Source organism: Nonomuraea sp. NPDC052129 (assembly GCF_040680095.1).
In the GTDB taxonomy this organism is placed as follows: domain Bacteria; phylum Actinomycetota; class Actinomycetes; order Streptosporangiales; family Streptosporangiaceae; genus Nonomuraea.
This window is the reverse complement of record NZ_JBFAVX010000049.1, coordinates 48,628-73,200: the sequence shown is the minus strand read 5'-3', so window position 1 is coordinate 73,200 and position 24,573 is coordinate 48,628. Positions and strand designations below refer to the sequence as shown.

Here is a 24,573-nt window from a genome sequence, read left to right as displayed (position 1 = left end):
GATGTACGGGCGAGCCGGTCTCGCCCTGCTACGCAAACGGATACTTCTCACCATCGCCAGGAACTGAGCGTTACCACGGGAATCTTGGCAGAGCCCCTAGAGTGATACCCCCGGCCGGGCTGCAGCGCGGCCAGCAGAGGGAATGTAAGAACAACGGCTCTGGCCCGTAATCGGTGGTGGCGCTGAGTGATCAGCTGCCAAGCTGGGGCCATGTCGAAGATCGACGATCTCACGGGTGTGGTGTTTGCGGGTTTGTCTGACCTGGTCATCGAGGGTGTGGAGGGCGAGGACGACCTCATTCGGGTCATGGCCCGGACGCGCGATGAGCCGGTGCCGTGCCCGGTGTGCGGGACGCTGATCGGGCGGGTGCACGGCTACTACAGCCGGACGGTGGCCGACCTCCCGGTCGAGGGTCTGCGGGTGGTGTCGATACAGGGACGGCGTCTGCTCTGTCCGGCATGGGAATGCGGTCGGCAGACGTTTCGTGAGCAGGTGCCCGGGCTGCTCGAGCGCTACCAGCGTCGAACTCGTCGGCTCACGGGCCAACTGGGCGCCGTGGTCACAGAGTTGGCCGGCTGGGCAGGGGCTCGGCTCTCGGCGGTCCTGGCCGTCGCGGTCTTGAGGTCCACGGCTCTGCGGCTACTCATGCCGCTGCCACCGCTGCGGATCCGGCGCGTGCTGGGTGTCGATGACTTCGCTCTCAAACGCCGCCACCGTTATGCCACCATCCTCACCAACGCCGAGACCGGACGAGGAGGTGAAGGTCAGTACGCCCGTGTTCTGCCAGAACTTCCACCTGCCAGTCGCCGACTACACACAGTACGCCTCGCTCCTGCGCCGGCAGGCGGCGCGGGCCAGGGACATGAGGTACAGCCCGCCCGCGCTGGGCCGGATCGCCAGTTGCCTGGCGCAGCCCACACCCATTCCCAACCCGCAGCACCCCCTGCGTGTGGACGCCACCCCGCCCATCCTGCTGGCCTCCTCGCTGAACGACCTCGCCACCGGCTACCCGTGGACCCTCAGCACGGCCAAGCAGATCGGCGCCGAGGCCCGCGTGCTCACGTACGAGGGCTCGGGGCACAGCGTGTACGGCCGGAGCGAATGCACCATCGGCGCGATCGACCGCTACCTGATCTCGCAGTCGGTTCCGGCCAACGGGGTCCGCTGCCCGGAGGCGCGGCCCTCGATCATGCCCCGAAGAGCAGCCGCCGACGGAGCTTTTGAGCGTCTGCCGTAGCTGTCTGATCGAAAAGCGCCGCAACCTCGGGACGAGGCCTCGGTTGTCACAGGTCAGAAGCTACTTCGTTGGAGATTTCTTCCTTGCTACCGGGACCCCTTAGGTGTTGCACGGCTCGTGCCACCGGAAGGTGCACCGAACCGCGTGCCACTCGTCCACCAGAACCCCCGGCTGACCCCACAGCTGTGTTTTGCTGCTGTACAAGATCGAAAAAGCCCTCTCCCGATCATGGGAAAGGGCCTTTCAGTTGCAGAGCCGACGAGGGGAATCGAACCCCTGACCTTCTGTTTACAAGGGACATCGAGAACGTCCACGGTTGTCCATGAGTCTCACCGTCCCCAGTTCGCGCGCTGCTTCTGAGAACCAGCCGTCCACGACCATCCATGATCGTCCAGGACAGCTGTTAGCACTGGCGTTAGCAAGATAGTGCGGTGGGCCCTCAGCGTTTACCCGCCTGGCCCGATCTACGAGGGTGGAATCGTCCAGTGGCTGCCGCGGTGGATCTCATTCCAGCGCGGCACCCATGAAGGAGCCCGCACGTCGGGCGTACTTGGCCCGGCAGCAGGTGCCGAGCCCTCTGCCGCGAGATGATCCATTATGTGCTGCCAGGTTCCGGTGGTGATGACCTCCACTGCGCACTGGTCGCAGCGGCGTTGGGAGCAGCCGGCGTTCCCGATGAGTTGCTGCCGGAGGTGGTTGAACGCGTCGTTGGGGAAGTCAGCGCGGACCAGGTACCAGGTGCCGTGTCGGTCGACGCCCGACAGCCCAGCGGCGACGTTGATCTGCTGTGGCAGGTAGATGCGCTCTTCGTGGAAACGGATCATGAACTGCCGGTCCAGAATGTCGACCGTGTCTGGGATTGGGTGCTCCGCTGCGAGCCATTTCACAGCATTGGCCCAAGTCCCTGGTCCCCACAACAGCTGACACGGGTAGAGCGTTGTCTCGAAGCGGGCGTCGAAGTACGTCAGCGTTGGGTCGTGCAGTACGGCGCGGACGATGACGTGGGCGAGCTTTTCAGAATTGAGATCGGCGGGCATCGTGTGTAGATGCTCTGCCAAGCTGTGGACGACGCTCCCGCCGCCGGGATCCCAGCTCACTGCGACGATGTCACGGTGCACCGGTGCGGGATAGAGCCGTCCACCCGGCGTGGGCACACCCCACAACCGGTTGACGATCTCGGCCAGGTCGCTGATAGCGCGAGCGGACTCCGGTGGTGAAATAAGTTGATAGGCGGTGTGATGGGCTACGTGGTTGCGGAGCTTGACGAACAGCAGTGCGGTCAGCCGGTTGCGTTCCCCGTTCAGCAAAGCCTCAGCGCGCGCCCATTCCAGGAGGGTAGTTAGCATCCCATCGAAGAACATCGTCTGGGACGTTCGGCGCACCTGGAGTCGCCATCGCCGCTGCCCGCGAGGACGGCCACGTTCGCGCAATTGACGATGAAGCTCGTCGAACGTGGAGAAAGTGAGGCGTTGCTCGGTGCCGCTCTGGTCCACAAAGGTCGCCACGCCGCTGTAGAACTCGACGAAGCGTTCCCGCAGCGCGTACTCCAACACCAACTGTGCATGATCATGGGCAAGGGTGAAGAACTCGTAGTTGAGCACCCCATAGCTGTGAGCCGCCCGCACTCGTTCGAAGCTCCTACGCACCAGGTCAGGTACGGAATCTGCCAGGTCGATCCGTCCAATGACCTCTTGCTGGAACGCTGCAGCATCCTCAGCCGTCAGCTTTCCCCCCAGACCCAGCGGCGAGAATAACAATGCAGTTTTGTCGGGCTGCTGAAGCTCCTCGAGCGATCTGATATCCACCCTCGTCCTCCTCTGCGTAGCAAAGCCTTCCAGGCTAGGCCACGCGACATTCGTGGACGACCGGTTTTCCTCGGCTCATCGCTGGCGCTCTGCTGTTCAGCACCGTCCAATCCGTAGAGAAGGGAAACATCTCATCGACAACATTCTGTCCTGGTCAGGCGTTAGATGCGCGCCGGTGAGGTCTAAGAGCGTGAAACGGTGTTGCTGTACGGCACGGCTGTCGCAGTACTTAGTGAACCAAACACCGTCTTTAGGGGTTTACAGCGGCAAAGCGTCCCGGATCGCCTCCTGAGGTCATACCGTTGTCCGTGATGATCGGGACTATGGTCTGCCAGAGCTCCTCGCCAGCGACCGACGGCGCACCCACATGGCGCCGCGCGACAGCCTGTCCCGCTCCTGCCACCAGATCGGCAAGCTGAATCGACGGGTGAGCCTTCGATACGCCACGTACAAGGCTCCGCAGGGGAGTACCCGGCAGCACTCTGATGGGACCCCACTTGAGAGGCGCCGCCTTCGCGATCATACTAAGGCGATCATCTGTCAGGACCCGCTGCTCATCGGTCAGCACGTTGATATCTACTAACCTATTCGCCCACCATGCTATGGCGGCGGTCACGCAAGGAACAAGCGGCTCCATCGCCGGAATATCACCGTCGCCGAGGTGCTGGAGGAATTCCTCGGCCTCGCTTCTGGTAGTCCGAAGAGCGAAGAGGAGATCCGATACCTTCCGCAGGGTCGAGCCAGCCCACGCACTATTGATTTCATGGAACAGATGATCGACGCTGACCACGCCCCCCTCGCGGTTCCGCGCTGACGCGAAGTCCACCATCGTCGAGATCAGGCGGCCAAAGCCCTCCTGCTTCAGCGCACGCGGCCCTTCACTGAACAGCATCCGGGCGAGTTCCCTGGCCAGCCCCCCAGCATGCAGGTTCTTCCCACGCGCGTACGCGTGCTCCTCCAGCAGCAAGTCGATAATCTTCGCCGTGATGAAGAAGTGCTTGTCGACCATATAGACCGAGGCGCGCCCCGCTAGAGCACCGTGATCGCCGAGCAGGTCAGAGAAAATGACACGGCGGCGCCCATGATCAGCACCTGCGATATGGCGGAACTTCACCTCGGGGGCTTGGCGAACTCCGGCTTCACTGCGAAAGCAGTCGAGAATCTCCCCAGCTTCATGGTCGTCCACCGCCACGGACCCAATGACCAGATATCTGTCCTTACGCGCGTAGAGCTGCTCCCCATCCCACCCTGACTCGTCCATGGCTACCCAGCGACCCGTCTCTGGTCCATCCAGAGTTAGGCCAGGATGGCAGTACTTCTGATAAGCAACACCCCGAAGACCAGACGAACCAGCTGGGGTGGGCGGGCTCTCCTGCATATCACCATGATGACGGTATCCATCTACCATTGAGGCCCGCGAGGGGCCGGATCGCTCCCGTCCCAGAGACAGTGATGATGATGCGGACGCCGTAGAGGCCTTGGGGCGCCGAAGGCCGAGCAGGTGATCCTCGGTCTGGCTGCCCATAGCGGGACCTGCCCACGGATAACGGCTGGCTTCTCTTCCCCTCACGCCGCGGCTCCAATGGAGTCAGCAACCTACGGCGTAGCTGGGGCGAGAGCCGTCGTTGACAGCCTCGATCCCGTCCGGCTGTACCCACGACCTCCGGCACACCTCGTTAGCCTCCTGGCCGACATGGCGTACCGGCGCCACATCCCTCCGCGAGATCATCGGTCACTCGGACATCGAGGTCACCATGACGATCTACGCTCACGCCTCTCTCGACGAGAAACACAAAGCCCTTGACAGATTGGGAGTAGCCCTCGATCACATGCCGTGATCGCTTCGGGGCGCTTTCACTGGTCAATAGTGTAGTCAGGGGCAGGGTCGAACTGCCGATCTTCCGCTTTTCAGTCTTTGATGTGGCTGCGCGCACGCCCTGCGGGCGGGAAAATCGGGGGTGGTTGCCCGCCGACGTCGTGTCCGCCTGGTGCCTGGTCGAGGCCGGTTTTCAGTCTGACGCCGGGAGCCACCCTTAGGGGCCCTGAATTGTCGCTTCGAGCACGAGAGCCCGGCTCTTGATCTTCCCCTACCGGCTCCCCGGGCAACCACCCATGCTCGCCACGGAGGAGACGAGGGACATAGGTGCAAGAGACCAACGACGAGCCGGTGGAGTTCGTCGAGCGGGTCGCCGCGATCGACATCGGCAAGAGCGGCCTGGTGGTATGCGTCCGTGTGCCGAGCGAGGACAAGCCCGGGCGGCGCCGTCAGGAGGTGCGCGAGTTCACCACGCTGACCGCTTCGCTGCTCGCGCTGGCCGATTGGCTGCGCTGCCAGAGCGTCACCCTGGTGGCGATGGAGGCAACCTCGGACTACTGGAAGCCGGTGTACTACCTGCTGGAGGCCGAGGGCTTCACCTGCTGGCTGCTGAACGCCAAGCACGTCAAGAACGTGCCCGGCCGTCCCAAGACCGACAAGTTGGACGCGGTCTGGCTGGCCAAGGTCGTCGAGCGCGGCATGTGCCGGCCCAGCCTCGTGCACCCCAAACCGATCCGCCAACTGCGTGACCTGACCCGCTACCGGCGCAGCCTGGTCCGCGAACGCACGCGCGAAAAGCAGCGCGTGGAGAAGCTGCTGGAAGACGCGCAGATCAAACTGTCCAGCGTGATTAGCGACATCTTCGGCGTCTCCGGCCGCCAGATGCTTCAAGCCCTGATCGACGGCCAGCGCGATCCCAAGACGCTGGCAGCGATGGCGCGCGGCCCGATGCGCTCCAAAATCCCAGTCCTGCAAGAGGCGCTCACCGGCCACTTCACCGACGAGCACGGCTTCCTCTGCCAAATAATGACCGACCGCATCGACGACCTCACCTCACGAATCGAGACCGTCTCCCGCCGCATCGAGGACAAGATCGCCCCGTACGCCGCCGCGGCCGCCCGGCTCGATGAGATCATCGGCGTCGGCGCCATCGCCGCCCAAGAACTCATCGCCGAGATCGGCATCGACATGAGCCGCTTCCCCACCGCCGGCCACTTGGCCTCCTGGGCCAAATTCGCGCCCATCGACAACAACTCCGCCGGCAAGAAGAAAGGTGGCTCCACCGGCAAGGGCAACCCCTGGCTCGCCGCCACCCTCGCCGAAATCGTCGCGGTCACCTCCCGCTCCAACACCTTCCTCGGCGAGCGTTATCGGCGACTATCCAAACGCCGCGGACGAAAACGCGCCATCGTCGCCCTCGGCAACTCCGTCCTGACGATCGTCTGGCACCTGCTGTCCGACCCCGACGCCCGCTACCACGACCTCGGGCCCGACTTCTACCAATCCCGCCTCGCCACCAGACGCCGCGAACGCGACCTCATCCGCCAGCTCGAACGCCTCACCGGCCAGACCGTCACCCTGCAACCAACCGCCTGACCACACCCCGCCGCACAAGCCTCGCCCGAGATCATCGGCCGAGGTTTGCTGCCGCCTGCCCACAAACTCACCGATTTTCGAGCCAGGCGGAACAATCACCCTGCTCGGCTGAGCGAGACCGTGGTCAGGCGCGTGTGGACGGTGGCGCGGATGCGACGGCGTGTGGGGACGTTGCTGTCAGCGCTGCTGTCACCTCAGCTATGGTCACCCGGTGCCGGGGCCCGACGAAGGAGGGCCTCGGCGTCGATCGCCCTAGCCCCGGCCGGCGAGAACCGAAGTCAGCGATCGTCACGGCCTTGATTGGCGACAACGTGTCCCGCGCATATAGCCAAATGAGCGCCTATTTGCAAACGAGCGCCAGTCACGACTTAGAGAGCTCTTTCCGCTGCTCAAGCGACAGATGGACACTGGTGGCGTATGGTCGCGTGAGGCGGTGTTACTGTACCTGGCTGCTGTATGAATTAGCAGGTCATCCATCTCCTTGCTGTCTCCCACCCGCCCCCAGGCCTCGCAGCACGACCGCCAGATTGTTTCGGCTGGTCAATGTATCCGGGTGTTCTTCACCTAGCACCCGCCGACGTGCCTCCAGCACCGCACGCTGTTCAGCCTCGGCCTCCACCAACCGCCCCAGACTCCATAGCGCGAGCGCCAGATTGTTTCGGCTGGTCAATGTATCCGGGTGTTCTTCGCCCAGCACCCGCCGACGTGCCTCCAGCACCGCACGCTGTTCAGCCTCGGCCTCCACCAACCGCCCCAGATCCCACAGCACGAGCGCCAGACTGCCCCGGCTGGTCAATGTATCCGGGTGTTCTTCACCCAGCACCCGCCGAGAGATCTCCAGCACCGTCCGGTGCTCAGCCTCGGCCTCCACCAATTGCCCTAACTCCCGCAGGACGGCCGCCGCGTTACTCCGGCTGGTCAACGTATCCGGGTGCTCCTCACCCAGCACCCGCCGACGCCCATTCAACGCCGTCCGGTGTTCAGCCTCGGCCTCCACCAACCGCCCCAGACTCCACAGCACAAGCGCCAGATTGTCCCGGCCCAACAACGTATCCGGATGCTCTTCACCCAGCACCCGCCGAAAGATCTCCAGCACCGTCCGGTGCTCAGCCTCGGCCTCCACCAACCGCCCCAGACGCCGCAGCGCACTCGCTAGGTTGCCCCGGCTGATCAATGTGGACGGGTGTTCTTCGCCCAGCACCCGCTTAGAGATCTCCAGCACCGCACGCTGTTCAGCCTCGGCCTCCACCAACCGCCCCAGACTCCATAGCGCACCCGCCAGGTTGCCCCGGCTGAACAACGTATCCGGGTGCTCTTCGCCCAGCACCCTGCGACAGATCTCCAGCACCGCCCGGTGCTCAGCCTCGGCTTCCACTAATCGCCCGAGGCTCAACAGTACGAGCGCCAGATTGTTTCGGCTGATCAACGTATCCGGGTGTTCTTCACCAAGTACCCGCCGACGCGCCTCTAGCACCGTCCGGTGCTCAGCCTCGGCTTCCACTGATCGCCCGAGGCTCGACAGCGCGAGTGCTAGATTGTTTCGGCTGCCCAAAGTGAACGGATGCTCCTCACCCTGACTTGCGATCGCTATGGTCACAGCGTGGCGGATGAGGGATTCAGCACGGTGGTAGTTGCCCTGCTGGTGTTCGAAGTCACCGACCGCAGAAAAAACCCAGTCGTGTTCACCAAGCGCGGCCGTGACCGGGGCGTGCCAGGTCAGATTTTCAACATGCGGGCTGAGCATCCTGCCCTTGCTGACTTGCTCATGCCGGGGCAGCTCCGCAGCAGCCGACCATGCTTCCGTCAACCAGACCAAAGCTACGTCTGAAGAAGACCATTCTTCCGTAGCGCTGTCGCCTCCCGCTGCGACGACCTTCTGCAACAGCCGGTGCATCGTGACGGTCTGCTCCTCCAACTTGATTAGATGGTAGGAGGCCAGCAGTCGCAGCGCGTCCGTCACGCACAGGATGTCGGCCGCAGCACCACCGATGATGTCGCGAGGGATATCGTCCGGGGCATAGCAGGCTAGAACCCGCAGCACCTGCTCGGCGTAAGGGTTCCGGGATCGAATTACGTCCAGGTGGGCGCTCCACAGTCGGGCGATCGTCCGCTCGGCCTCACCTCCTTCGCGTGACCTGCCATACATCTCCAAGGGATGAGCGGCCAGTAGCCGTTGATAGTCCTGCGGGGAGATCTGCGATTCGCGGATATAAGCACCGGCTTGCTCTAGGGCCAGCGGAAGGTAGCCCAGTTCCTCGGCAATCCCCTCAAGCACTGGACGTTCCCGGGAATCTACGGGGCGTTCGGTGGTCAGTGCAATCAAGTCAGTGGCCGCGTCCTTGGTCAGCAGATCCAGCGGCAGTCGGGTGACGTTCGCTGGCCAGCTCACTTGGCGCCGGGTGGTGATCACAATGTGTCCATTACGCAGTTGCGCTAGGAGGGTGCGCACGTCCACGAGGTCCTCGACGTTGTCGAGTATGAGCAGCCAACCATCATGGGCCTGTAGCCAATTCAGCGCCCACCCGGCAGCCTTCTCAACGCCCAGAACCGTCGACAGCGCCACGTCCTGTGGCAGCGGCGGGTGGATGCATTCAGCAAGGCTCGCTAGCTCGGCGTTGATCCTCTCCTCGCTAGTCGCGGTGATCCACCACACCAACTGATAGGCCTGCGCGTGGCCTATGGCGTACTGACGTGCCAGTTCGCTCTTGCCCACGCCCCCCATGCCGTGGATCACCTGGCCGATGGCCACCTGAGCCGAATAATCCGCAAGCGCCTGCGCCATAGTGTCAAGGGCACTCTTGCGTCCGACGAACACTGGCGAGAGTGCTTGTGGAAGGTTCCTTAACGGGCCATGTAACTCGACCTGTGCCGGCGCTTTTAGCGTGCCCTGCTCCAACTTGATGATAGGCGAATTGTCCCCGGTCGTAGCCGCCCCAATGATCTGAGCGGCGATCGAGCGCTCGCCCTCAGCTGTACTGGTTACTTCGCCAGACGAAGAATTGGAGGCCGTCACGCGCTCAGCCTGCTGCTGAGCGAGGGAGGAGATCACCGGTGGAGGCGGATCCGATGGTCTGGGCAGCGATTGACCGCTCACCGGCGGCCTCGATCTGTACTTGAGTCGGGAGGACGAGCCTCTCAGCCTCGGACCGGTCCGAGGGCTGGACATCTGGCGAGGGGCGCGGTGCCGGTGATCCCACCTCAATGGTGGGAGAAGATCCGTCTCCCGTGGCGGCGGATCCAATGGTCTGCGCAGCGATCGAGCGGGCTCCCTTCGCGGTGATGTCAACTCCGGCCGTCGAGGTGCTAGATGTCAAAGCGCGTCGGGCAAGGATCATCTGATATACCGACAGCGGTAGACCGATCAATACGGTCACGCTCATACCGATGACACTCGCCCACTTGTCGGCTTTATCAAGCCCTGCCTTGAATAGCAGCAGTCCAACCACCGTACAGATGAGTACAGCTACTGCTCCGCTGGCCCAAGCCAGCGCCCGCCGCTCGTTGCTCATGTCCTCATGATGGACCAGAGGTATACGAACTGTCCGCGATTACTCAAAATCATGGATCGCTTACGAAGAACAGCGCCCTTTGCTGCCATTATTAAGGCGAACGTGATCGGCGTGATTACGCGTCGCTCTCGATCATCGCTCACGCTAGACCCGCCCAGCATGTGCGGCGCTGTACTCAAGTCATTCGGTGGCAACCCGACCCGGAGCGCAGGGCCGCCAAGCCCGAGCACCGGAAGCAGATGGCAGCATATACGTACGCCTCCCCAGACTGCCGAAAAGCCTTTTCAGGGTCGCGGGCGTCTCCTCAGTGGGACATCGGCGCGGGTGGCGCTGGCCGCGACCGGCCGAAGAGCCGCAGCGCGGCCAGTGGCCGCCCGACGCGCGCAGGCCGCCGCAGGCGGACTGCCTTGATGACGTGTAGATAAGTTGCTTTCTGTGCTGCCTAATGGTGGCTCAGGGCTGGTCACGGTAGGGCTGAGCGCTGGTCCAGGTGCGTGCGAAGCTGGTGAGGTAAACGTCCGCGGGGCCTTGGTCGTCGGTGTGGTGAAGGTGTATGACGGGGGCGTTGGCTGCTGGTGTGGCGTAGGCGTGGGTGTTGACGAGGAGTTCGTTGTCGGCTCGGTAGATGGAGTTGTAGAGGATCGTGCGGTGTAGGCGGATCTCGACGCCTTGGACGTCGAGCAGGGGCCTGTAGAGCGTGAGGGCGTTCGTGATCCGTGCGGCCATCACCGTTGGGCCTATGCCCTCGTCGGCTCCGCGAGCGGCGACTTCGGGGCTTCCGGGGTCGCCGAGGAGGATGCGGATTGTGGCGCCTGCGCTGGCTCGGGTGGTGAGGATGTTGAGGAGTCCGCGGTCTTCGGCGAGGAAGAGTGCACTGTAGGCGAGGATGCCGATCTCCTGGCTGGCCTGTTGGAAGAGATTGCGCCACACGGTGTGCGGGACGGCCCAGCGGTGGGGGTAGATCGCGTGTACGCCGTCAGCGAGCACTTCGCGTCGTGGGGCAACTTCCGGCCATAGGTCGGCCTCGTCGAGATGGAGGAGGTCGGCGATGGCCCAGCGGTGGCGGGGGTAGGGGGTGCGGCCGTTGATCCAGCGGGCGACGGTCTTGGGATCGACGGCGAGCGCGGCGGCGATGTCGATGGTGTTGAGTCGGGCGGTAGCCAGCGCGTAGCGGAGGTTGTTGTTCATGGATCCGCCTGCTTGTCTCGCGAAACGGTCGTGTTCTGCGACGTTAACATCAGACGTCCCTAGACGTCCCCAAGTTGCGGTGTTCCCGCCCCTGACCCCAGAGCGACTCTCGACGCACACACCCAACAGGGAGCGTCAGGAGGACGAGCATGCCGGCGAGCAAAACCGTCAAGGAGCAGCAGCGAGCGTACGCCGAGCGGTTGCTGACCGCGCTGGGCAGCCAGCTGGCCGTGCGTGAGGTCACGGTGGTGCTGATCGTGGCCGAGGACGGGCGGCCGGCCTTGGATGTGACCGATAGCCGGTGCAGGATGCGGCGGGTGTTCGTGCAGCTGCCGTTCTGCTGGTTCTACTGGGGCGACCAGGACGACGAACGGGTGTCGTTCCTGCAGATGCCGGCCGCGGTGGACCGGGTCGAGCAGGCCGCGCGGTCGGGCTGGCATGCGGGCGAGCAGGGCGAGCTCAGTATCGACCTGAACAAGATGCTCGATGCCTACCGGGGCTGATCCGGTGGATAGGGGCCGGTGGCTGACCGGGGGCCGGGTCTACCCCCAGATCGCCGACCGCCTTCGCGAGCGGATCGGGTCGGGTGAGTTCCCGCCGGGCAGTGTTCTGCCATCGGAGGCGGCGTTGTGCCGGACGTTCGGCGTGGCGCGGAACACGGTGCGGCGGGGGATGGCACTGCTGGAGGATGAGGGGTTACTGGTCACCGTCCCATCCATGGGGCGGGTGGTGCGCGGGGCGGAGCCGGCGGCGCGGTACCGCTATCAGGTGATCGCCGCTGAGCTGCGTGAGCAGATCGAGCACGGCCAGCTTGCTCCGGGTGCCGTCGTGCCAAGTGAGACCGAGCTGAGGCGGCGTTTCGCGGCTTCGCGGAACACGGTGCGGCAGGCGTTGTCCATGCTGGAGCGTGAGGGCCTGGTGGTGGCCGAGCATGGCCGTGGCCGATTCGTCCGCTCCTAGGCCGGTCTGAGGTGAGACGTCCTGGGACGTCTCACCTTCCTCTAGATCCATCCCGATCCTGGGTGCCTATCGTGGGGCCCGTGGGAGATATCGACTGGGCCTACGGCCTGGCCAAGGACCTGCTGGAGACCGCGTTGCCCCGGCGCTGGGCGCACACGCGGGGAGTCGCCGAGCAGGCCGAGCGCCTGGGTCCGATCCTCGGCGCGGATACCGATGTGCTGATCGCGGCGTCGTTGCTGCATGACATCGGGTACGCCCCCGACCTGGTCGACACCGGCATGCACCAGCTCGACGGCGCCCGGTACCTGCGTGATGTGGCCGGCGCTGAGGATCGGTTGTGCCGCCTGGTGGCCTACCACTCGTGCGCCGACAATGAGGCCCGGCAACGTGACCTGTTCGACGTCCTGGCGGCGGAGTTCGATCAGGAAAAGCCCGACCTAGCCAGGGCACTGACGTACTGCGACATGACCACCGATCCGGATGGCCGGCATCTGGATGTGCGCGACCGGCTGGCTGAGATCCACTCCCGTTATGGGCGTGAGCATGTGGTGAGCCGGTCGATCGTCGCGGCGACGCCGTGCATCGTGTCGTCGGTGCGTGCGGTGGAGGCGGCGCTATCCGATGTGCGGCAGGCCGGTGCCGGCTAGGTAGTGCTCGATCCGCATCCGCATCGAGGCGGCCATCGGCAGCGAAAGGATCTCCTCACGGGGCATCCACCGCACTTGGCGGGACTCCTCGCTCTGGGTCGGTGTTCCGGAGATGGCGCGGCCGGTCAGGACGATGGAGAACTCTTGGCGGGCTTCGCCGTTGGAGGTGTAGAGGATCACGTGGCCGGGATCGGTGTAGGTGCCGGCCAGGCCGGTGATCTCACACATGATGCCGGTCTCCTCCAGCGTCTCCCGCACGCCCGCCTGCGGCAGAGATTCCCCCAGGTCGATGGCTCCACCGGGAAGCGCCCAGTTGTCGTTGTCGGAGCGCAGGATCATCAACACCTCGCCGCGGTCGTTGGTGACGATCACGTTCACCGACGGGACCAGGCTGTTGGGCTGGGGCGCGTTGGGGTCGTGGTGGAAGTCGATCCGCCGGGACATGGTTCAGGACTCTACCGGCCTGGCCTGCGCCCACACCTTGTCGAAGCTGTCGGCGTAGGTGGCGACCATGTCGCCTCCGGCCACCCGGCGTAGATGCAGCACGGGCGCGTTGCCAGCGCGGGTGCCGTACACGTGCATGTTGATCAGATACTCGTCGTCGGCGCGGTACATCGAGTTGTACAAGATCGTGTGGTGCAACCTGATCTCGACGTTCTCCACGTTCGTGATGGGTTGGTAGAAGACCAGGGCGCTGCGGATCTGGGCGGCCATGCTCTCGCCGACACCCTCGTCCACGCCTCGCTGGGCGACCTCGGCGCTGTCGGGATCACCGAGCAGGATCCGGACCCGCACCCCGGCTCGCGCCTTGTCGCCCAGCAGCCGCACCATGCCTCCGTCGTCGGCGAGGAACAGGCCGCTGTAGACCAGCACTCCGATCTCCTGCGACGCCGCCGAGAACAGCCGTCCCCAGATGTCCCGAGGGACGGCCCAGCGGTGTGGATAGAGCGCGAGGACCTCGCTCTCCGAGGCCGCCACCACCTGCTCGGGGGTGAGCGCGTCAGGCCAGAGGTATGTCTCGTCCACGCCCAGGTAGGAAGCCGTGGCAAAGCGGTGCTTTCGGTACGGCTCACGCCCCTTGGTGATCCACCGCTCGATGGTCTTGGGGTCGACCTCGATCGCCTCCGCCAGATCGGCGATGGACACGCCTTTGTGGAGAAGGGCCGCGCGTAGCCGTTCGTTCGCCATCACACCTGCTCGAAGGGACGTCCGGGGACTGCCTCATCGTAGGCCGGACGTCTTGAACACGTCCCGTCGTGTAGTGATCTCGTCCTGACTCTCCGCCGCATTCTCGGTTGCACAAGCCACCACGGCCCCAACCGAAGGAGGAGATGCGCGATGACCAACCTGATCACCATCCTGGACGAGAGCCCCTCGTGCGAGTGCGGCAACGCCCTGACCGAGGGCCAGGCGAGGTGCTCCAAGTGCCTGGCGCGGGACCGCTGGACGCGCAAGCGGCGGGCCAGGAACCGGCGCAACCAGCGGCGCACCGAGACCCGGCGTCCCCCGCGCGGCCCCCGCACCGTCGCGGCGGCGGGGGTGAGCTGGACGTGAGCTGGCTTCCCCTGATCCTCGCCGCCCTGCTCGGCGTGACGCTGCTCGTCGGCTACATCACGGTCCTGGTCGGCATCCGCCGCCAGGACAAGGCCATGAACCTACGCCGTCAGACCAACGGCGTGTCAGCGTCGCTGGCCCGCAAGGTCACCGGCTGCCACGTGCGGAACGGCGTGTCGTGGACGTAGCCAACTGCTCCTCGACCCGCGCGAGCCGTCCCGACAGGTCCTGGACGGCGGTGCGCAGCTCGGCAACCTCGTCGGCCAAGTCATCTGCGGCCGAGGCGTCGGTGGGGGCGTCGGTCTCGTCGCGGACGTACACGCCTTTGCCCTGCTGCCCGATGACCAGGCCCTCGTTGCGCAGGATGCCGACCGCCATCTTCACCACCGACAGGGAGGCGTCGTACTGCTCGGCGAGCTGGGCGGTGGAGGGCAGCGGGGTTCCGGGCGCGAGGGATCCGCCGCGGATCTGCGCTCGGAGATCGTCGGCGATCTGCAGGTAGCCGGCCCGTCCGGTGTGTTTGACCATCACCGTCCATCTCACCACACCAAGTCGGCCACGCCAACATTGACAACTGAGCCAACTAGGTTAACCATGTTGGCTAGGACGAATAAGGAGGTCACCGCCCATGCGTTCCGTCCCAATCCCGGTCGACACCGGCAAGCTCGCCATCACCTGCGTCAAGGCCCCACGCCCGCGCGTCCTCAACCGCGACACCGGCGAGATCAAGACCGACAAGAACGGCAACACCGTCTACGAGGTCACCGTCTCGGTGGAGGACGAGTTCGGCCGGATCGAACTCGTCAAGATCGGCATCACCGGAGAGCCGCCCATCAAAGCCGGAGACCCCGTCAACGCGGTCGGCCTGCTCGGCTACGTCTGGGAGATCGCCGGCAAGTGGGGCATCGCCTACCGCGCATCCGCCCTGCTCCCAGCTCGGGAGGCCGCCGATGTCTGACCTGCCCGCCTGGCTCGCGGCCCTTCCCCTGATCGGGGTGGGGCTGTGGGCCTGGCGCCGCCTGCACTACCCGTCGTTCTGGCTCGCGCTCGGCTTCCCGATCGTCGCCGTCGCGGTCCGCGCGTCCTGGCGGCGCGTCGCCCTCGGCTGCGGCTTGACCAAGAAGCGGCAACGCTGGTGGTTCACCACCATCCCCGGCCTGGTCGCCTCCACCGGCATCGTCAAGGTACGGCGGCGTTTCCAGCGGGTCGCCGTCGACACCAAACCCTTCATGCGACTGCCCCTGCCGACCCGGCACGGCTGGCGCGTCACCCTGTACACCCTGGAAGGCCAGACCCCCGGCGACTACGCCGACGCCGCCGAACGCCTCGCCCACTCCTGGGGCGTGCACGCCATCCGCGTCTCCTCGCCCCATCCTGGGCGGGTGGTCCTGATGGCCACCATGCGCGATCCGCTCGTCAAGGTCGATGACCTGCCGCCCTCGCCGGACCTGCTGAAGGTCACCGTGGGCAGGCTGGAAACCGGCCGACCGTGGACGATCGACTTCCGGACGGTCCCGCACTGGCTGAACGCCGGGGCGACCCAGTCCGGCAAGTCCAACCTCGCCAACGCCCTCATCGTCGGCCTGGCCCCGCAACCCGTGGCGCTGGTCGGCTTCGACCTCAAGGGCGGAGTCGAGTTCACCCCGTACACCCCTCGCCTGTCGGCGCTGGCCACCAACCGCGCCGAGTCCGTCACGCTGCTGTGCGACCTCGTCGGGTTGATGATCGACCGGATGGGGCTGTGCCGTCAGGCCGCCGCCCGCAACGTCTGGCAACTCCCGCCCGCCCTGCGGCCGGTCCCGGTCGTGGTCCTGGTGGATGAGCTGGCTGAGCTGTACCTGATGGCCGACAAGTCCGAGAAGGACGAGATCGCCAAGACCTCAACCGCGCTGCTACGGGTGGCTCAGCTCGGGCGGGCGTTCGGCATCTACCTGTTCTGCTGCGGCCAAAGGATCGGCTCCGACCTCGGGCCCGGCGTCACCGCCCTGCGCGCCCAATGCTCCGGACGGATCTGCCACCGCGTCAACGACCCAGAAACCGCGACTATGACGCTCGGCGACCTCGACCCCGCCGCGCTGGCCTCAGCCCGCGCCATCCCCGCCGAGACGCCCGGCGTCGCAATCGTCGCCGGTCAGGACGGCCAGTGGTATCGCGCCCGCTCCTTCTACGTCAGCGAGCAAGCCGCCGAACACGCCGCCCATACCCATGCCCACCTCACCCCGTCCTGGGACGAGATCACCACCCACCTGCCCGAACACGCCAACGCCTGAACGAAAGGAGGGTGCACGATGCGACGCATCACCCGCCGGCTACTCGACACCGGACCGGTCATCGTCCTGGCCGCCATCGCGGGCGCCGGATCGTTCACCCACATCCGCGACACCGCCACCCAGCACGGCCAAACCGGCTGGATGTCCTGGGCCATCGCCATCTGCATCGACCTCACCTGCGTCATGGCCGCCCGCGAACGCCAACGCGACAAGAAGACCGGACGCGTCCGGCGCGGGCCTGTGTCCTGGCCGGTGCTCGTGCTGACCGGCGGCATCGTCTTGTCCCTGGCCGCCAACCTGCAACAGGCCGACCCGACCGCCTGGGGCCGGATCACCGCCGCGACCCCGGCCGCCGCGTTCCTCATCGCCGTCTCAATGCTCGAACGCCGCGCCACTCAGACCCGTCCCGAGCCGTCCCCGGACCCAGCGCCGTCCTCGGCCCTCGTCCCCGCCTCGTCCTACGCCCCGGCTCCCGTCTCGGCTGGCCCCGACACCCAGAACCCCCACGACGAGGGACAGGACGGCCCCGCTCCCGCCTTGGTCGACTACGCCCGGCGCGTCGCCGACGAACACCACACCAAACACGGCAGACCCATCACCCGCGACGCCCTACGCGCCCACTTGGGTGTGTCCAACCAACTCGCCTCCGACCTGCTCCACACCCTGCGCACCGCCTGACCAGAAGGGAGACCTCATCCCATGACCGATGACCACCACAGGGCCCTCATCAACGGCCTACTCGACCTAGCCGCCTTCCTGGAGGACCACCCCGACCTGCCCGTGTCCCCAAGCCTCACCCTGCACCACTTCTCACGCCAGGACAGCGACGCCGACCAGTGCGCCGAGATCGACCAGATCGCCGCCCGCATCGGCTCCCCCATCGACTACGAAGACTCCCCCTACGGCCACTACGCCACCTCCGTCTTCTTCGGCCCCGTCGAGTACCGAGCCGTGGCCATCACCGCCGACGCCCGCGCCCGCCACGCCGCCGAAACCAGCTACCACGGCTGCATCCAGCCCGACCCGGCACCCGCCGCCTGACCAGGAGAGACGATCATGCGCATTCGCCTCGAAGGAACCCGCACCGAAGTCATCGACGCTCTGTTCCACCTGCGCCTGCACTTCACCGTCATCGCCGCCTCACGGCTCTACCCCAACCGCGCCAACCCCTGTTACTGGCGCATCCACCTCACCACCACACCACGCGAAAGGAGGTAACCGACCTTGATCGAAGTGATCCATTACCACTGCTGCACCTGCACGGGGACCGGCATCGACGCCGACAACGCCCGCTGCCACGACTGCGACGGCACCGGCATCGACAACCACGGCGCCTAAAAGCACAGCGCCCCCGGCCTGGCCGTACATCCGCCAAGACACACGCCAGGTCGGGGGCCATCCCTCCACCCGAACGAGTGAAAGGAGGTCTCCATCTTGCCCACAACCCACGTCAACGCGCACGCGAAAGCGGGCATGATCGCCCGACTCAATCACCCCAACTATGACCGCTGGGCCGCCCAGATCCGCGCCACCGGTGGCTGCCGCCAGCCCATCCACCTACGCGGCAAGGTCGAGCACTGGGACACCGCCACTGGTCAACTCCTGCATCGCTACAGCACTGCACGTGAGCCTGACGGCGTCCTGCGCCTGCCCTGCAAGACCCGGCGCGCCTCCCGCTGCCCCGCGTGCGCCGAGATCTATCGGGCCGACACCTACCACCTCATCCGCGCGGGCCTCGTCGGTGGCAAGGGCGTCCCCGAGACAGTGACCGGCCACCCCACCCTGTTCGTCACCCTGACCGCTCCGTCCTTCGGCGCGGTCCACACCCGCAAAGAGCAGCGCGGCAAGGTTCTGCCCTGCCACGCACGCCGCAAGGCCTCTACCTGCCCGCACGGCCGTGTCATGTCCTGCACGGCCAAGCACAGCCCCGACGACGCGCATCTCGGCGAACCGCTCTGCCTCGACTGCTACGACTACACCGGCTCCGTCCTGTTCAACGCCCTGGCCCCGCTGCTGTGGAAGCGCTTCGCCGACTCCCTCCGCCGCCACCTGGCCAAACACGGCGGCCTGGCCCTCAAAGACCTCCGCCACCACCTCACCGTCTCCTTCGCCAAGGTCGCCGAATACCAGCGGCGCGGCGTCGTCCACTTCCACGCCATCATCCGCCTCGACGGCCCCGGCGGCCCCACCGCAGAGCCTCCGACCTGGGCCACCGCCGACGTCCTGGCCGACGCCGTCCGCCATGCCGCCCACGTCGTCAGCGCCCTGGTCCCCGCCATCGACGACCAACCCGCCCTCCTCTTCAAATGGGGCGCCCAACTCGACATCCGCCCCATCACCCTCGACGGCGACCTCACCGAACAAGCCGTCGCCGGCTACATCGCCAAATACGCAACAAAGGCGGCCGAGTGCGTCGGCACCCTGGACCGCCGCATCAACCCCCTCGACAACCTCGACGCCTACAACCTCCGCGACCATCCCCGGCGCCTCATCGCCGAATGCATGCGCCTCGGAACCATCGAGGACCTGGCCGACCTCCGCCTCACCCAATGGGCCCACATGCTGGGCTTCCGCGGCCACTTCTCCACCCGCTCCCGCCGCTACTCCACCACCCTCGGCGCCCTCCGCGCCGCCCGCGAAAACCACGCCCGCGACCACGACATCACCACTGGCCGCCTACCCCTCTTCGACGACGACACCGTCCTCGTCATCAGTGAATGGGAGTACGCAGGCAAAGGCCACTCAGCAGGAGATCAACTACTCGCCGCCGCTCTCACAGGAACTCCGCTGCCTTCAACGGATCACCCCGTAGAGAGCCGCCCATGACCAGGCTCCTCCTCACCGTGCCCGAAGCCGCGGAAGCCCTGGCCATCTCACGCAGCAAGCTCTACCAGCTCATGGCCTCCGGCGCAGTCGCGTCGCTCCGCATCGACGGCTCTCGCCGCATCCCTGTCGCAGCCCTCACCAACTACATCACCCACCTCGCCACCAAGGAGGACGCCGCATGACCAAGACCCTCGCAGCGCCTCCGAACGAGCAACCCCGCAAGAAGAAGCCGCCCAAGCTCCGCGACGGTGTGATGAAGCGCGGAACCACGTGGTCCTACGTGATCCGCGTGAAGGACCCCGAGACCGGCGAGAGCAAGCCCAAATGGGTGGGCGGCTTCGCCACAGAGGACGACGCCAAAGAAGCCCGCGACGAGGCCCGCGTCAAGGCCCGTCGCGGCGAGTACATCGACCGGAACACGACCACGGTGGCCGAGTACCTCGCCGAGTGGATCGAGAGCCACGCAGTCGAGATCAAGCCGCACACCCTCAAGGGCTACCGAGACATGATCCGCCTCTACATCAACCCTCGCATCGGCACCGTCAGGCTTCAGGCGCTGCGCGCGTCGGCGATCACGAAGCTCTACCGTGAACTGCTGACAAGCGGCGGTAGGAAGAGCAGCCCTCTCGCCGCCAACACCGTCAAACACGTCCACACGGTGCTCCGGAAGGCGCTCTCTGATGCCGTGCTCGTGGACGAACTCCTCCCCAACAACCCCGCTGAAAGGGCCAAGCTCCCGCGGGTACAAGCCACCGAACCCGGCATGGTCTGGACCCCCGCGCAACTCCGGGCCTTCCTCGTCACCGCTGGCGACCACCGCCTGTTCGCCTTCTTCCATCTGGCCGCCTACACGGGCGCTCGCCGAGGCGAGCTACTCAACCTCCGCTGGAAGAACGTCGACCTGGACAAGCCGCAGATCCACATCACCGGTACAGCAGCGGTGATCGACCGCCAGCGGGTGGAGGGCACTACCAAGAGCGGACGTTCCCGCGTAGTATCCCTCGACCCCGGCACGGTCAAGGTCCTCAAGGCCCACCGCGCCCGCCAAGACGAGGACCGTCTCAAGCTCGGTGAGTCATGGAAGGGCGGCAACGCCTACGTGTTCACGACCGGCTGGGGAGACCCTCTCTTCCCTGATACACCCAGTTCCCTGATGCCCAAGCTCATCGAGACCCACAACAAGCAGAACCCGAGAGGTCAGCTCCCCCACGCCCGCCTTCACGACCTCCGACACATCCACGCCACCACGCTGCTCCTGGCGGGCGTACCCGTCCACGTCGTCGCAGCCCGCCTCGGCCACGCCGACCCGGCCATCACCCTCCGCGTGTACGCCCACGTCATCCACGAGCAGGCAGCCACGGCCGCCGACGTCTTCGCCAAAGCCGTCAACAGCTGATTGGGAGCCACCCGGGAGCCACCGTGTTAGCAAGGGTGTTAGCAAGATCTCGACATTGTCCTGACAAACAGAAAGCCCCTGACGGCGTATCGCCTGTTCAGGGGCTTCCTCTTGTAGAGCCGACGAGGGGAATCGAACCCCTGACCTTCTGTTTACAAGTTCCAGGCGAGAGGTTCACCGAGGTTCACGACAACCCACCCCACCTGGTAGAGCACTCTCGAAAACCGCCCTATACCTCAGTGAACCAATCTGCGTTGCTACACGCGCTGCTACATCCGGCCGGGCAACGACTCCCCCATCACTGCTCTCTGATGCGGCCCGTCCGCTTCGCCCAGGCCAGGATCTCGTCGGCCCACCAGTAGTCGGCGCCGGCCACTTTGCCGACGGCCGGCGGGAAGGGCTCGACCTGCTTGGCACCCGCGGCCCGCTTCCGCCAGGCGTTCACGGTGTTGATGCTCACGCCGAGCAGAACGGCGATGTCGCTTACGGCGACAGGGCGAGGGCGCTCGACGATCTCCGGCATGCGGCCAGTGTAAACGAAACCTGTGCGCACCGAAACAGGGTGCACCGTATCTATTTACACCTGCACCGAATCTCGGTACTGTCACCACATCAGCAACACCAGCACGAAGACGGCCCCCGTCCGGCGACTGCAACGCCGGACGAGGGCCTTGACCGGGAAGAAGGCTCCCAGCCCATGCACGATGTTAAAGGCGGCAACGACGCCGCAGCCACCACCCCTCAGGACCGTGTCGACGCCGAGACGGCACGGCCCAGCAAGCTCAACGAGGCGCAGCGTGACGGCCTGGCCTGCATCACCTGCGGACGCGACGACCAGCCGATGCGGCCGGTCGAGGTCCGCGACGGCGTCCAGGTGTTCGAGTGCAGCAGCCACGACGAACCGTTGACCGCCGACCAGCTCGCGGGCCGCGCCTGCGTCACCTGCGGCGCTCAGGGCCAGCCGATGCGCGTCGCGGGTGAGGTTCCCGGGCACGGCGACGTGTTCGAGTGCAGCAGCCACGGGCAGCCCACCGCCCGCGCCAGGACCGAAGCGGCGATGCGGTCCCTCAAGGACATCGTGGCCGGCGACGACTCCAGCGTCAGGCCCGAGTTCGCCGCGGCCGTCATCGCCCAGGTGAACGCGATGCACGCCGAGATGGACCATCTCCGCGCCGAGCTGTCCGAACTCGGCCACAAGTCGAAGAACCTCGCGGACGACGCCCTGAAGGCGTTCCGCTGGGGCTGGCTGGCCGCCTGGCAGCTCGCGAGCGAACTCGACATGAGCGCGATGGACGTCGCCCGTGCCGCCCTCGACGAGAAGACGCGGGCCCCGTTCACCGCCGACGAGCAGCAGCGGTTGATGGCCGTCCTGTTCGACATCGCTGACGACCGGCAGGGCTTCAAGGCCCATCAGGGCTCCTCATAGCGAAACGGCCCCCGCCCGGTGTGCAACCACCGGGCGGGGGCCTAGACCTCAATCACCTGCTCACACAGGGAGAGATCTGATGGCGAAGATACCGCCGTCGAACAACCGGTGCACCGTCTACTACTGGTGCTCCGCCGCCCACCTCCAGCCGGACGGCCCCCACCACACGAACCTGGACCTGGTCGAGCACCTCGACCACTCCCACTGCCTCGTCGAACTCGACGTGCGCATCCACGGCCAGGACAAGGCCGTCGTCGTGAAGCTCACCGACCTCGACCGGCAGGACACCACCATCACCCTGTCGGCCGAGCAGGCGGGCGTGATCGGCTACATCATCCGCACCTTCGACCGGCGCGGCATCCGCGAGTTCGGCGAACTGCTCGACGAGGGCTCGGTGCTGTTGAACGAGGAGCTGACCCGATGAGATGCCGCCACCGGTGGTGCCAGGTCGCCCACAAGGACCCGTTCGACGCCAACCACAAGGGCGTGATCGCCGAGTTCGCCGGACTGAAGGTCGGCCTGTCGCTGGCCGAGAGGCCGGGCGACATGCTCGACGAGTCGTGGGTGCAGCTCGACTACAGCGCCAACGGCTACCGCCACCACCACGACGTCACCCCGCAGGCCGCCGCCGACTGGGCCGAGATCCTCGCCGCCGTCGACGTCCGCGAACTGGCCGCCATCGCTCAGGCCCTCTACCAGGCGGGCGTGACGCTGGGGGCGAGCACGTGACGCACCGCACGTCCTGATAAGCCGGTCCCCGGCCAGGCGACCCTACCGCCGGCCGGGGACCTCAATCCGACCCCTGCCTGACAGGAGATCCGACTGTGGTCCCAAACCCTACCGAGCCGACCTTGGCAACGGCCGAACCGCCGCGCCTGAAGCGGCGCAAGCTCGCCCGCACGAGGGCCTTCCTGGCCGTTCGATTCCATGGCCGCCAAGATGATGCTGTACCGCAGGTCGAGCAGGCTACCCAGACCGGCACGGGAGGTGTCGGAGACTTCCTCATCCGCAGCGTCGCCGTCCTCGTTGTGCTGGGCGTCGCCGCCGCTGCGGGCTACGTCTCGTACCACCACTTCTTCGCTCTCTCGATCGCTCTCGGAGAGCACCGGGACATGGCCATCCTGTATCCGGCGATGTCGGACGGCGTGATCGTGATGGCGTCGCTCGTCATGGTTCACTGCTCCCGCCGCGGAGTGCCTGTGCCGCTTCTGGCCAAGGCCGCGCTCGTCGGCGGCGGCGTCGTGACGCTGATCGCCAACGTCGCAAACGGCTGGGATGGCGGAACGGGATCTCGCCTGCTCAGCGCCCTAGCCCCGATCGCGTTCGTCGGCGCGTACGAGCTGCTCATGTGGCTGATCCGATCCGGCCAGGACCACACCGAGCCGGAGCCGGTCGAGAAGATCGTGTACCGGCCGGTCGAGGTGCCTGTCGACGTGGTGCGCGTCGAGCGGGTCCTGCCGCGCGACCGGTACGAGGCGGCCGCATGGGACTACGAAGACAGCCTCCAGCCCGGCAAGAAGCGGGTCGGCCGGCGGGCGTTGGCGACCCGGTGGGGGATCACCGAACGCGAGGCCGAGACAGTGCGGGACGACGTCAACAAGGAGCAGGCCGCCGACAGCCCCGACAGCGGCCGCCAGGAAGAGGGCAGCGAACCTGCCTCATCCCGGGCGGGGTTGGTCGATGAGGCCCCGGTGAACGGCTGGCACAAGGACGGCCTCGAAGGCCTCGGCGAGCTGGCCGAGGTGACCCGATGAGGACCGTGTACGTGGTCACGACCGAGCCGGGTGCGCGGGCCCGGACCGTCCGGGCCATCGCGTTCCTGATCATCGCCCGCATCGTGGTCACACTCGCCGCGGTCGGCCACGTCATCGTGCAGCTGGCCGGCGCGCTCGACGCGTACGTCACCGCGGTGCTCGGCGTGCCACGCCTGGCCGTGCTCGGCCGCCGAGTGCGTGCCGCCCTACGCGAGACGTGGGAGGCATAGATGGCAACCACCAGGAAGAGCCCGGCCGGGCTCGACGTGATCGAGTTCGACGGATCCGAGTCGGTGGCCGCGTACGCCCTCCAGTCGCGCGACCACAACCGCATCCTCAGCCAGGAGTACGAGGGTGCGGCCGACGACCTGTACGGCGTGCTCCGCGAGCTCGGCAAAGGCCACCCGCTGCTGTTCGGCCAGGACGTGAAGCACCGCGCGAACAAGGTGGCCAAACGCCTGGAACGCATGGCGGAGATGGCGTCCTGGGTGGCCGTCGAGTCCGTGAAGTTGAACTTGGAGTACCGCAAACAGTTCGGCGAGCTGGTCGCGCCGGAGAAGACGCGCAAGCGCACCTGGGACTGGTGACG

Annotated in this window: 30 protein-coding genes and 1 pseudogene; 22 read left to right on the top strand and 9 right to left on the bottom strand. The window is 66.1% G+C overall.

From position 1 onward, the window contains the following. Positions 1-240: 240 nt before the first annotated feature. Positions 241-750, top strand: a pseudogene (locus tag AB0L53_RS54985) (transposase family protein); the annotation flags it as partial. Positions 751-757: 7 nt separating this feature from the next. Continuing rightward, positions 758-1,237, top strand: coding sequence for an alpha/beta hydrolase (locus AB0L53_RS54980; RefSeq protein WP_364013683.1), 480 nt, complete (start codon positions 758-760; stop codon positions 1,235-1,237). Between the two features lie 464 nt (positions 1,238-1,701). On the opposite strand, the gene AB0L53_RS54975 is transcribed toward AB0L53_RS54980, so the two are convergent. Together AB0L53_RS54975 and AB0L53_RS54970 are read right to left on the bottom strand one after the other, a co-directional pair. Continuing rightward, positions 1,702-3,042, bottom strand: coding sequence for a hypothetical protein (locus AB0L53_RS54975; RefSeq protein WP_364013680.1), 1,341 nt, complete (start codon positions 3,040-3,042; stop codon positions 1,702-1,704). Positions 3,043-3,292: 250 nt separating this feature from the next. Beyond that, on the bottom strand, positions 3,293-4,234 hold the full coding sequence (locus AB0L53_RS54970; protein ID WP_364013677.1) for a hypothetical protein: 942 nt from the start codon (positions 4,232-4,234) through the stop codon (positions 3,293-3,295). A gap of 951 nt (positions 4,235-5,185) precedes the next feature. Between AB0L53_RS54970 and AB0L53_RS54965 the strand changes: the two genes are divergently transcribed. Next, positions 5,186-6,454 carry an IS110 family transposase gene (locus tag AB0L53_RS54965; protein ID WP_364013674.1) on the top strand — a complete coding sequence of 423 codons (1,269 nt, stop codon included), beginning with the start codon at positions 5,186-5,188 and terminating at the stop codon, positions 6,452-6,454. A 469-nt stretch (positions 6,455-6,923) separates the two neighbouring features. Here AB0L53_RS54965 and AB0L53_RS54960 read toward each other — a convergent pair whose 3' ends face one another. From AB0L53_RS54960 to AB0L53_RS54950, 3 genes are all read right to left on the bottom strand, one after another. Beyond that, positions 6,924-9,236: a tetratricopeptide repeat protein gene (locus tag AB0L53_RS54960; RefSeq protein ID WP_364013672.1), complete on the bottom strand. Its 2,313-nt coding sequence runs from the start codon at positions 9,234-9,236 to the stop codon at positions 6,924-6,926. A 235-nt stretch (positions 9,237-9,471) separates the two neighbouring features. Further along, positions 9,472-9,963: a hypothetical protein gene (locus tag AB0L53_RS54955; protein ID WP_364013669.1), complete on the bottom strand. Its 492-nt coding sequence runs from the start codon at positions 9,961-9,963 to the stop codon at positions 9,472-9,474. Between the two features lie 453 nt (positions 9,964-10,416). Next, a complete protein-coding gene (locus AB0L53_RS54950; protein WP_364013666.1) occupies positions 10,417-11,151 on the bottom strand; it encodes an XRE family transcriptional regulator in 735 nt (244 codons plus the stop codon). A gap of 149 nt (positions 11,152-11,300) precedes the next feature. Between AB0L53_RS54950 and AB0L53_RS54945 the strand changes: the two genes are divergently transcribed. The 3 genes from AB0L53_RS54945 (at position 11,301) to AB0L53_RS54935 (ending at position 12,758) form a co-directional block, all read left to right on the top strand. Further along, positions 11,301-11,654, top strand: a complete 354-nt coding sequence (locus tag AB0L53_RS54945; protein WP_364013663.1) for a hypothetical protein — start codon at positions 11,301-11,303, stop codon at positions 11,652-11,654. Continuing rightward, positions 11,638-12,111: a GntR family transcriptional regulator gene (locus tag AB0L53_RS54940; protein WP_364013660.1), complete on the top strand. Its 474-nt coding sequence runs from the start codon at positions 11,638-11,640 to the stop codon at positions 12,109-12,111. The genes AB0L53_RS54945 and AB0L53_RS54940 overlap by 17 nt, the downstream gene beginning before the upstream one ends. A gap of 80 nt (positions 12,112-12,191) precedes the next feature. Beyond that, entirely contained in the window at positions 12,192-12,758 is a 567-nt protein-coding gene (locus tag AB0L53_RS54935) for an HD domain-containing protein (RefSeq protein ID WP_364013657.1), read from the top strand. On the opposite strand, the gene AB0L53_RS54930 is transcribed toward AB0L53_RS54935, so the two are convergent. After that, a complete protein-coding gene (locus AB0L53_RS54930) occupies positions 12,726-13,202 on the bottom strand; it encodes an NUDIX domain-containing protein (RefSeq protein WP_364013654.1) in 477 nt (158 codons plus the stop codon). The genes AB0L53_RS54935 and AB0L53_RS54930 overlap by 33 nt on opposite strands. Positions 13,203-13,205: 3 nt before the next feature. Continuing rightward, entirely contained in the window at positions 13,206-13,946 is a 741-nt protein-coding gene (locus AB0L53_RS54925) for a helix-turn-helix transcriptional regulator (protein WP_364013651.1), read from the bottom strand. Positions 13,947-14,096: 150 nt separating this feature from the next. On the opposite strand from AB0L53_RS54925, the gene AB0L53_RS54920 reads away from it, so the two are divergent. Further along, positions 14,097-14,312: a hypothetical protein gene (locus AB0L53_RS54920; protein WP_364013648.1), complete on the top strand. Its 216-nt coding sequence runs from the start codon at positions 14,097-14,099 to the stop codon at positions 14,310-14,312. After that, positions 14,309-14,500, top strand: coding sequence for a hypothetical protein (locus AB0L53_RS54915; protein ID WP_364013645.1), 192 nt, complete (start codon positions 14,309-14,311; stop codon positions 14,498-14,500). The genes AB0L53_RS54920 and AB0L53_RS54915 overlap by 4 nt, the downstream gene beginning before the upstream one ends. On the opposite strand, the gene AB0L53_RS54910 is transcribed toward AB0L53_RS54915, so the two are convergent. Continuing rightward, on the bottom strand, positions 14,460-14,840 hold the full coding sequence (locus AB0L53_RS54910; protein WP_364013642.1) for a winged helix-turn-helix domain-containing protein: 381 nt from the start codon (positions 14,838-14,840) through the stop codon (positions 14,460-14,462). The two genes, AB0L53_RS54915 and AB0L53_RS54910, sit on opposite strands and share 41 nt — an antisense overlap. A 100-nt stretch (positions 14,841-14,940) precedes the next feature. On the opposite strand from AB0L53_RS54910, the gene AB0L53_RS54905 reads away from it, so the two are divergent. From AB0L53_RS54905 to AB0L53_RS54870, 8 genes are all read left to right on the top strand, one after another. After that, entirely contained in the window at positions 14,941-15,270 is a 330-nt protein-coding gene (locus AB0L53_RS54905; protein WP_364013639.1) for a hypothetical protein, read from the top strand. After that, positions 15,263-16,582: an FtsK/SpoIIIE domain-containing protein gene (locus AB0L53_RS54900; RefSeq protein WP_364013636.1), complete on the top strand. Its 1,320-nt coding sequence runs from the start codon at positions 15,263-15,265 to the stop codon at positions 16,580-16,582. Before AB0L53_RS54905 ends, AB0L53_RS54900 begins: the two co-directional genes overlap by 8 nt. An 18-nt stretch (positions 16,583-16,600) precedes the next feature. After that, entirely contained in the window at positions 16,601-17,260 is a 660-nt protein-coding gene (locus AB0L53_RS54895) for a DUF2637 domain-containing protein (protein ID WP_364013633.1), read from the top strand. Positions 17,261-17,281: 21 nt separating this feature from the next. After that, positions 17,282-17,623, top strand: coding sequence for a hypothetical protein (locus AB0L53_RS54890; protein ID WP_364013630.1), 342 nt, complete (start codon positions 17,282-17,284; stop codon positions 17,621-17,623). 15 nt (positions 17,624-17,638) lie between these two features. Then, positions 17,639-17,800 (top strand): DUF3970 family protein, encoded by a 162-nt coding sequence (locus AB0L53_RS54885; RefSeq protein WP_364013627.1) that lies wholly within the window; start codon positions 17,639-17,641, stop codon positions 17,798-17,800. 216 nt (positions 17,801-18,016) lie between these two features. Next, positions 18,017-19,408: a replication initiator gene (locus AB0L53_RS54880; protein ID WP_364013624.1), complete on the top strand. Its 1,392-nt coding sequence runs from the start codon at positions 18,017-18,019 to the stop codon at positions 19,406-19,408. Continuing rightward, positions 19,405-19,590: a helix-turn-helix domain-containing protein gene (locus AB0L53_RS54875; protein ID WP_364013621.1), complete on the top strand. Its 186-nt coding sequence runs from the start codon at positions 19,405-19,407 to the stop codon at positions 19,588-19,590. Before AB0L53_RS54880 ends, AB0L53_RS54875 begins: the two co-directional genes overlap by 4 nt. After that, positions 19,587-20,804, top strand: a complete 1,218-nt coding sequence (locus AB0L53_RS54870; protein WP_364013618.1) for a tyrosine-type recombinase/integrase — start codon at positions 19,587-19,589, stop codon at positions 20,802-20,804. Before AB0L53_RS54875 ends, AB0L53_RS54870 begins: the two co-directional genes overlap by 4 nt. 298 nt (positions 20,805-21,102) lie before the next feature. On the opposite strand, the gene AB0L53_RS54865 is transcribed toward AB0L53_RS54870, so the two are convergent. Then, positions 21,103-21,327 carry a hypothetical protein gene (locus AB0L53_RS54865; RefSeq protein ID WP_364013615.1) on the bottom strand — a complete coding sequence of 75 codons (225 nt, stop codon included), beginning with the start codon at positions 21,325-21,327 and terminating at the stop codon, positions 21,103-21,105. Between the two features lie 174 nt (positions 21,328-21,501). On the opposite strand from AB0L53_RS54865, the gene AB0L53_RS54860 reads away from it, so the two are divergent. The 6 genes from AB0L53_RS54860 (at position 21,502) to AB0L53_RS54835 (ending at position 24,571) form a co-directional block, all read left to right on the top strand. Then, positions 21,502-22,230, top strand: a complete 729-nt coding sequence (locus AB0L53_RS54860) for a hypothetical protein (RefSeq protein ID WP_364013612.1) — start codon at positions 21,502-21,504, stop codon at positions 22,228-22,230. A gap of 79 nt (positions 22,231-22,309) precedes the next feature. Beyond that, positions 22,310-22,654, top strand: a complete 345-nt coding sequence (locus AB0L53_RS54855; protein ID WP_364013609.1) for a hypothetical protein — start codon at positions 22,310-22,312, stop codon at positions 22,652-22,654. Continuing rightward, the gene (locus tag AB0L53_RS54850) at positions 22,651-22,959 is read left to right on the top strand and encodes a hypothetical protein (protein ID WP_364013606.1); all 309 of its coding nucleotides are present in this window, start codon (positions 22,651-22,653) and stop codon (positions 22,957-22,959) included. Before AB0L53_RS54855 ends, AB0L53_RS54850 begins: the two co-directional genes overlap by 4 nt. Positions 22,960-23,081: 122 nt before the next feature. After that, the gene (locus tag AB0L53_RS54845) at positions 23,082-23,984 is read left to right on the top strand and encodes a DUF2637 domain-containing protein (protein ID WP_364013603.1); all 903 of its coding nucleotides are present in this window, start codon (positions 23,082-23,084) and stop codon (positions 23,982-23,984) included. After that, entirely contained in the window at positions 23,981-24,214 is a 234-nt protein-coding gene (locus AB0L53_RS54840) for a hypothetical protein (RefSeq protein WP_364013600.1), read from the top strand. The genes AB0L53_RS54845 and AB0L53_RS54840 overlap by 4 nt, the downstream gene beginning before the upstream one ends. Further along, positions 24,215-24,571 carry a hypothetical protein gene (locus tag AB0L53_RS54835; protein WP_364013597.1) on the top strand — a complete coding sequence of 119 codons (357 nt, stop codon included), beginning with the start codon at positions 24,215-24,217 and terminating at the stop codon, positions 24,569-24,571. Positions 24,572-24,573: the final 2 nt, after the last annotated feature.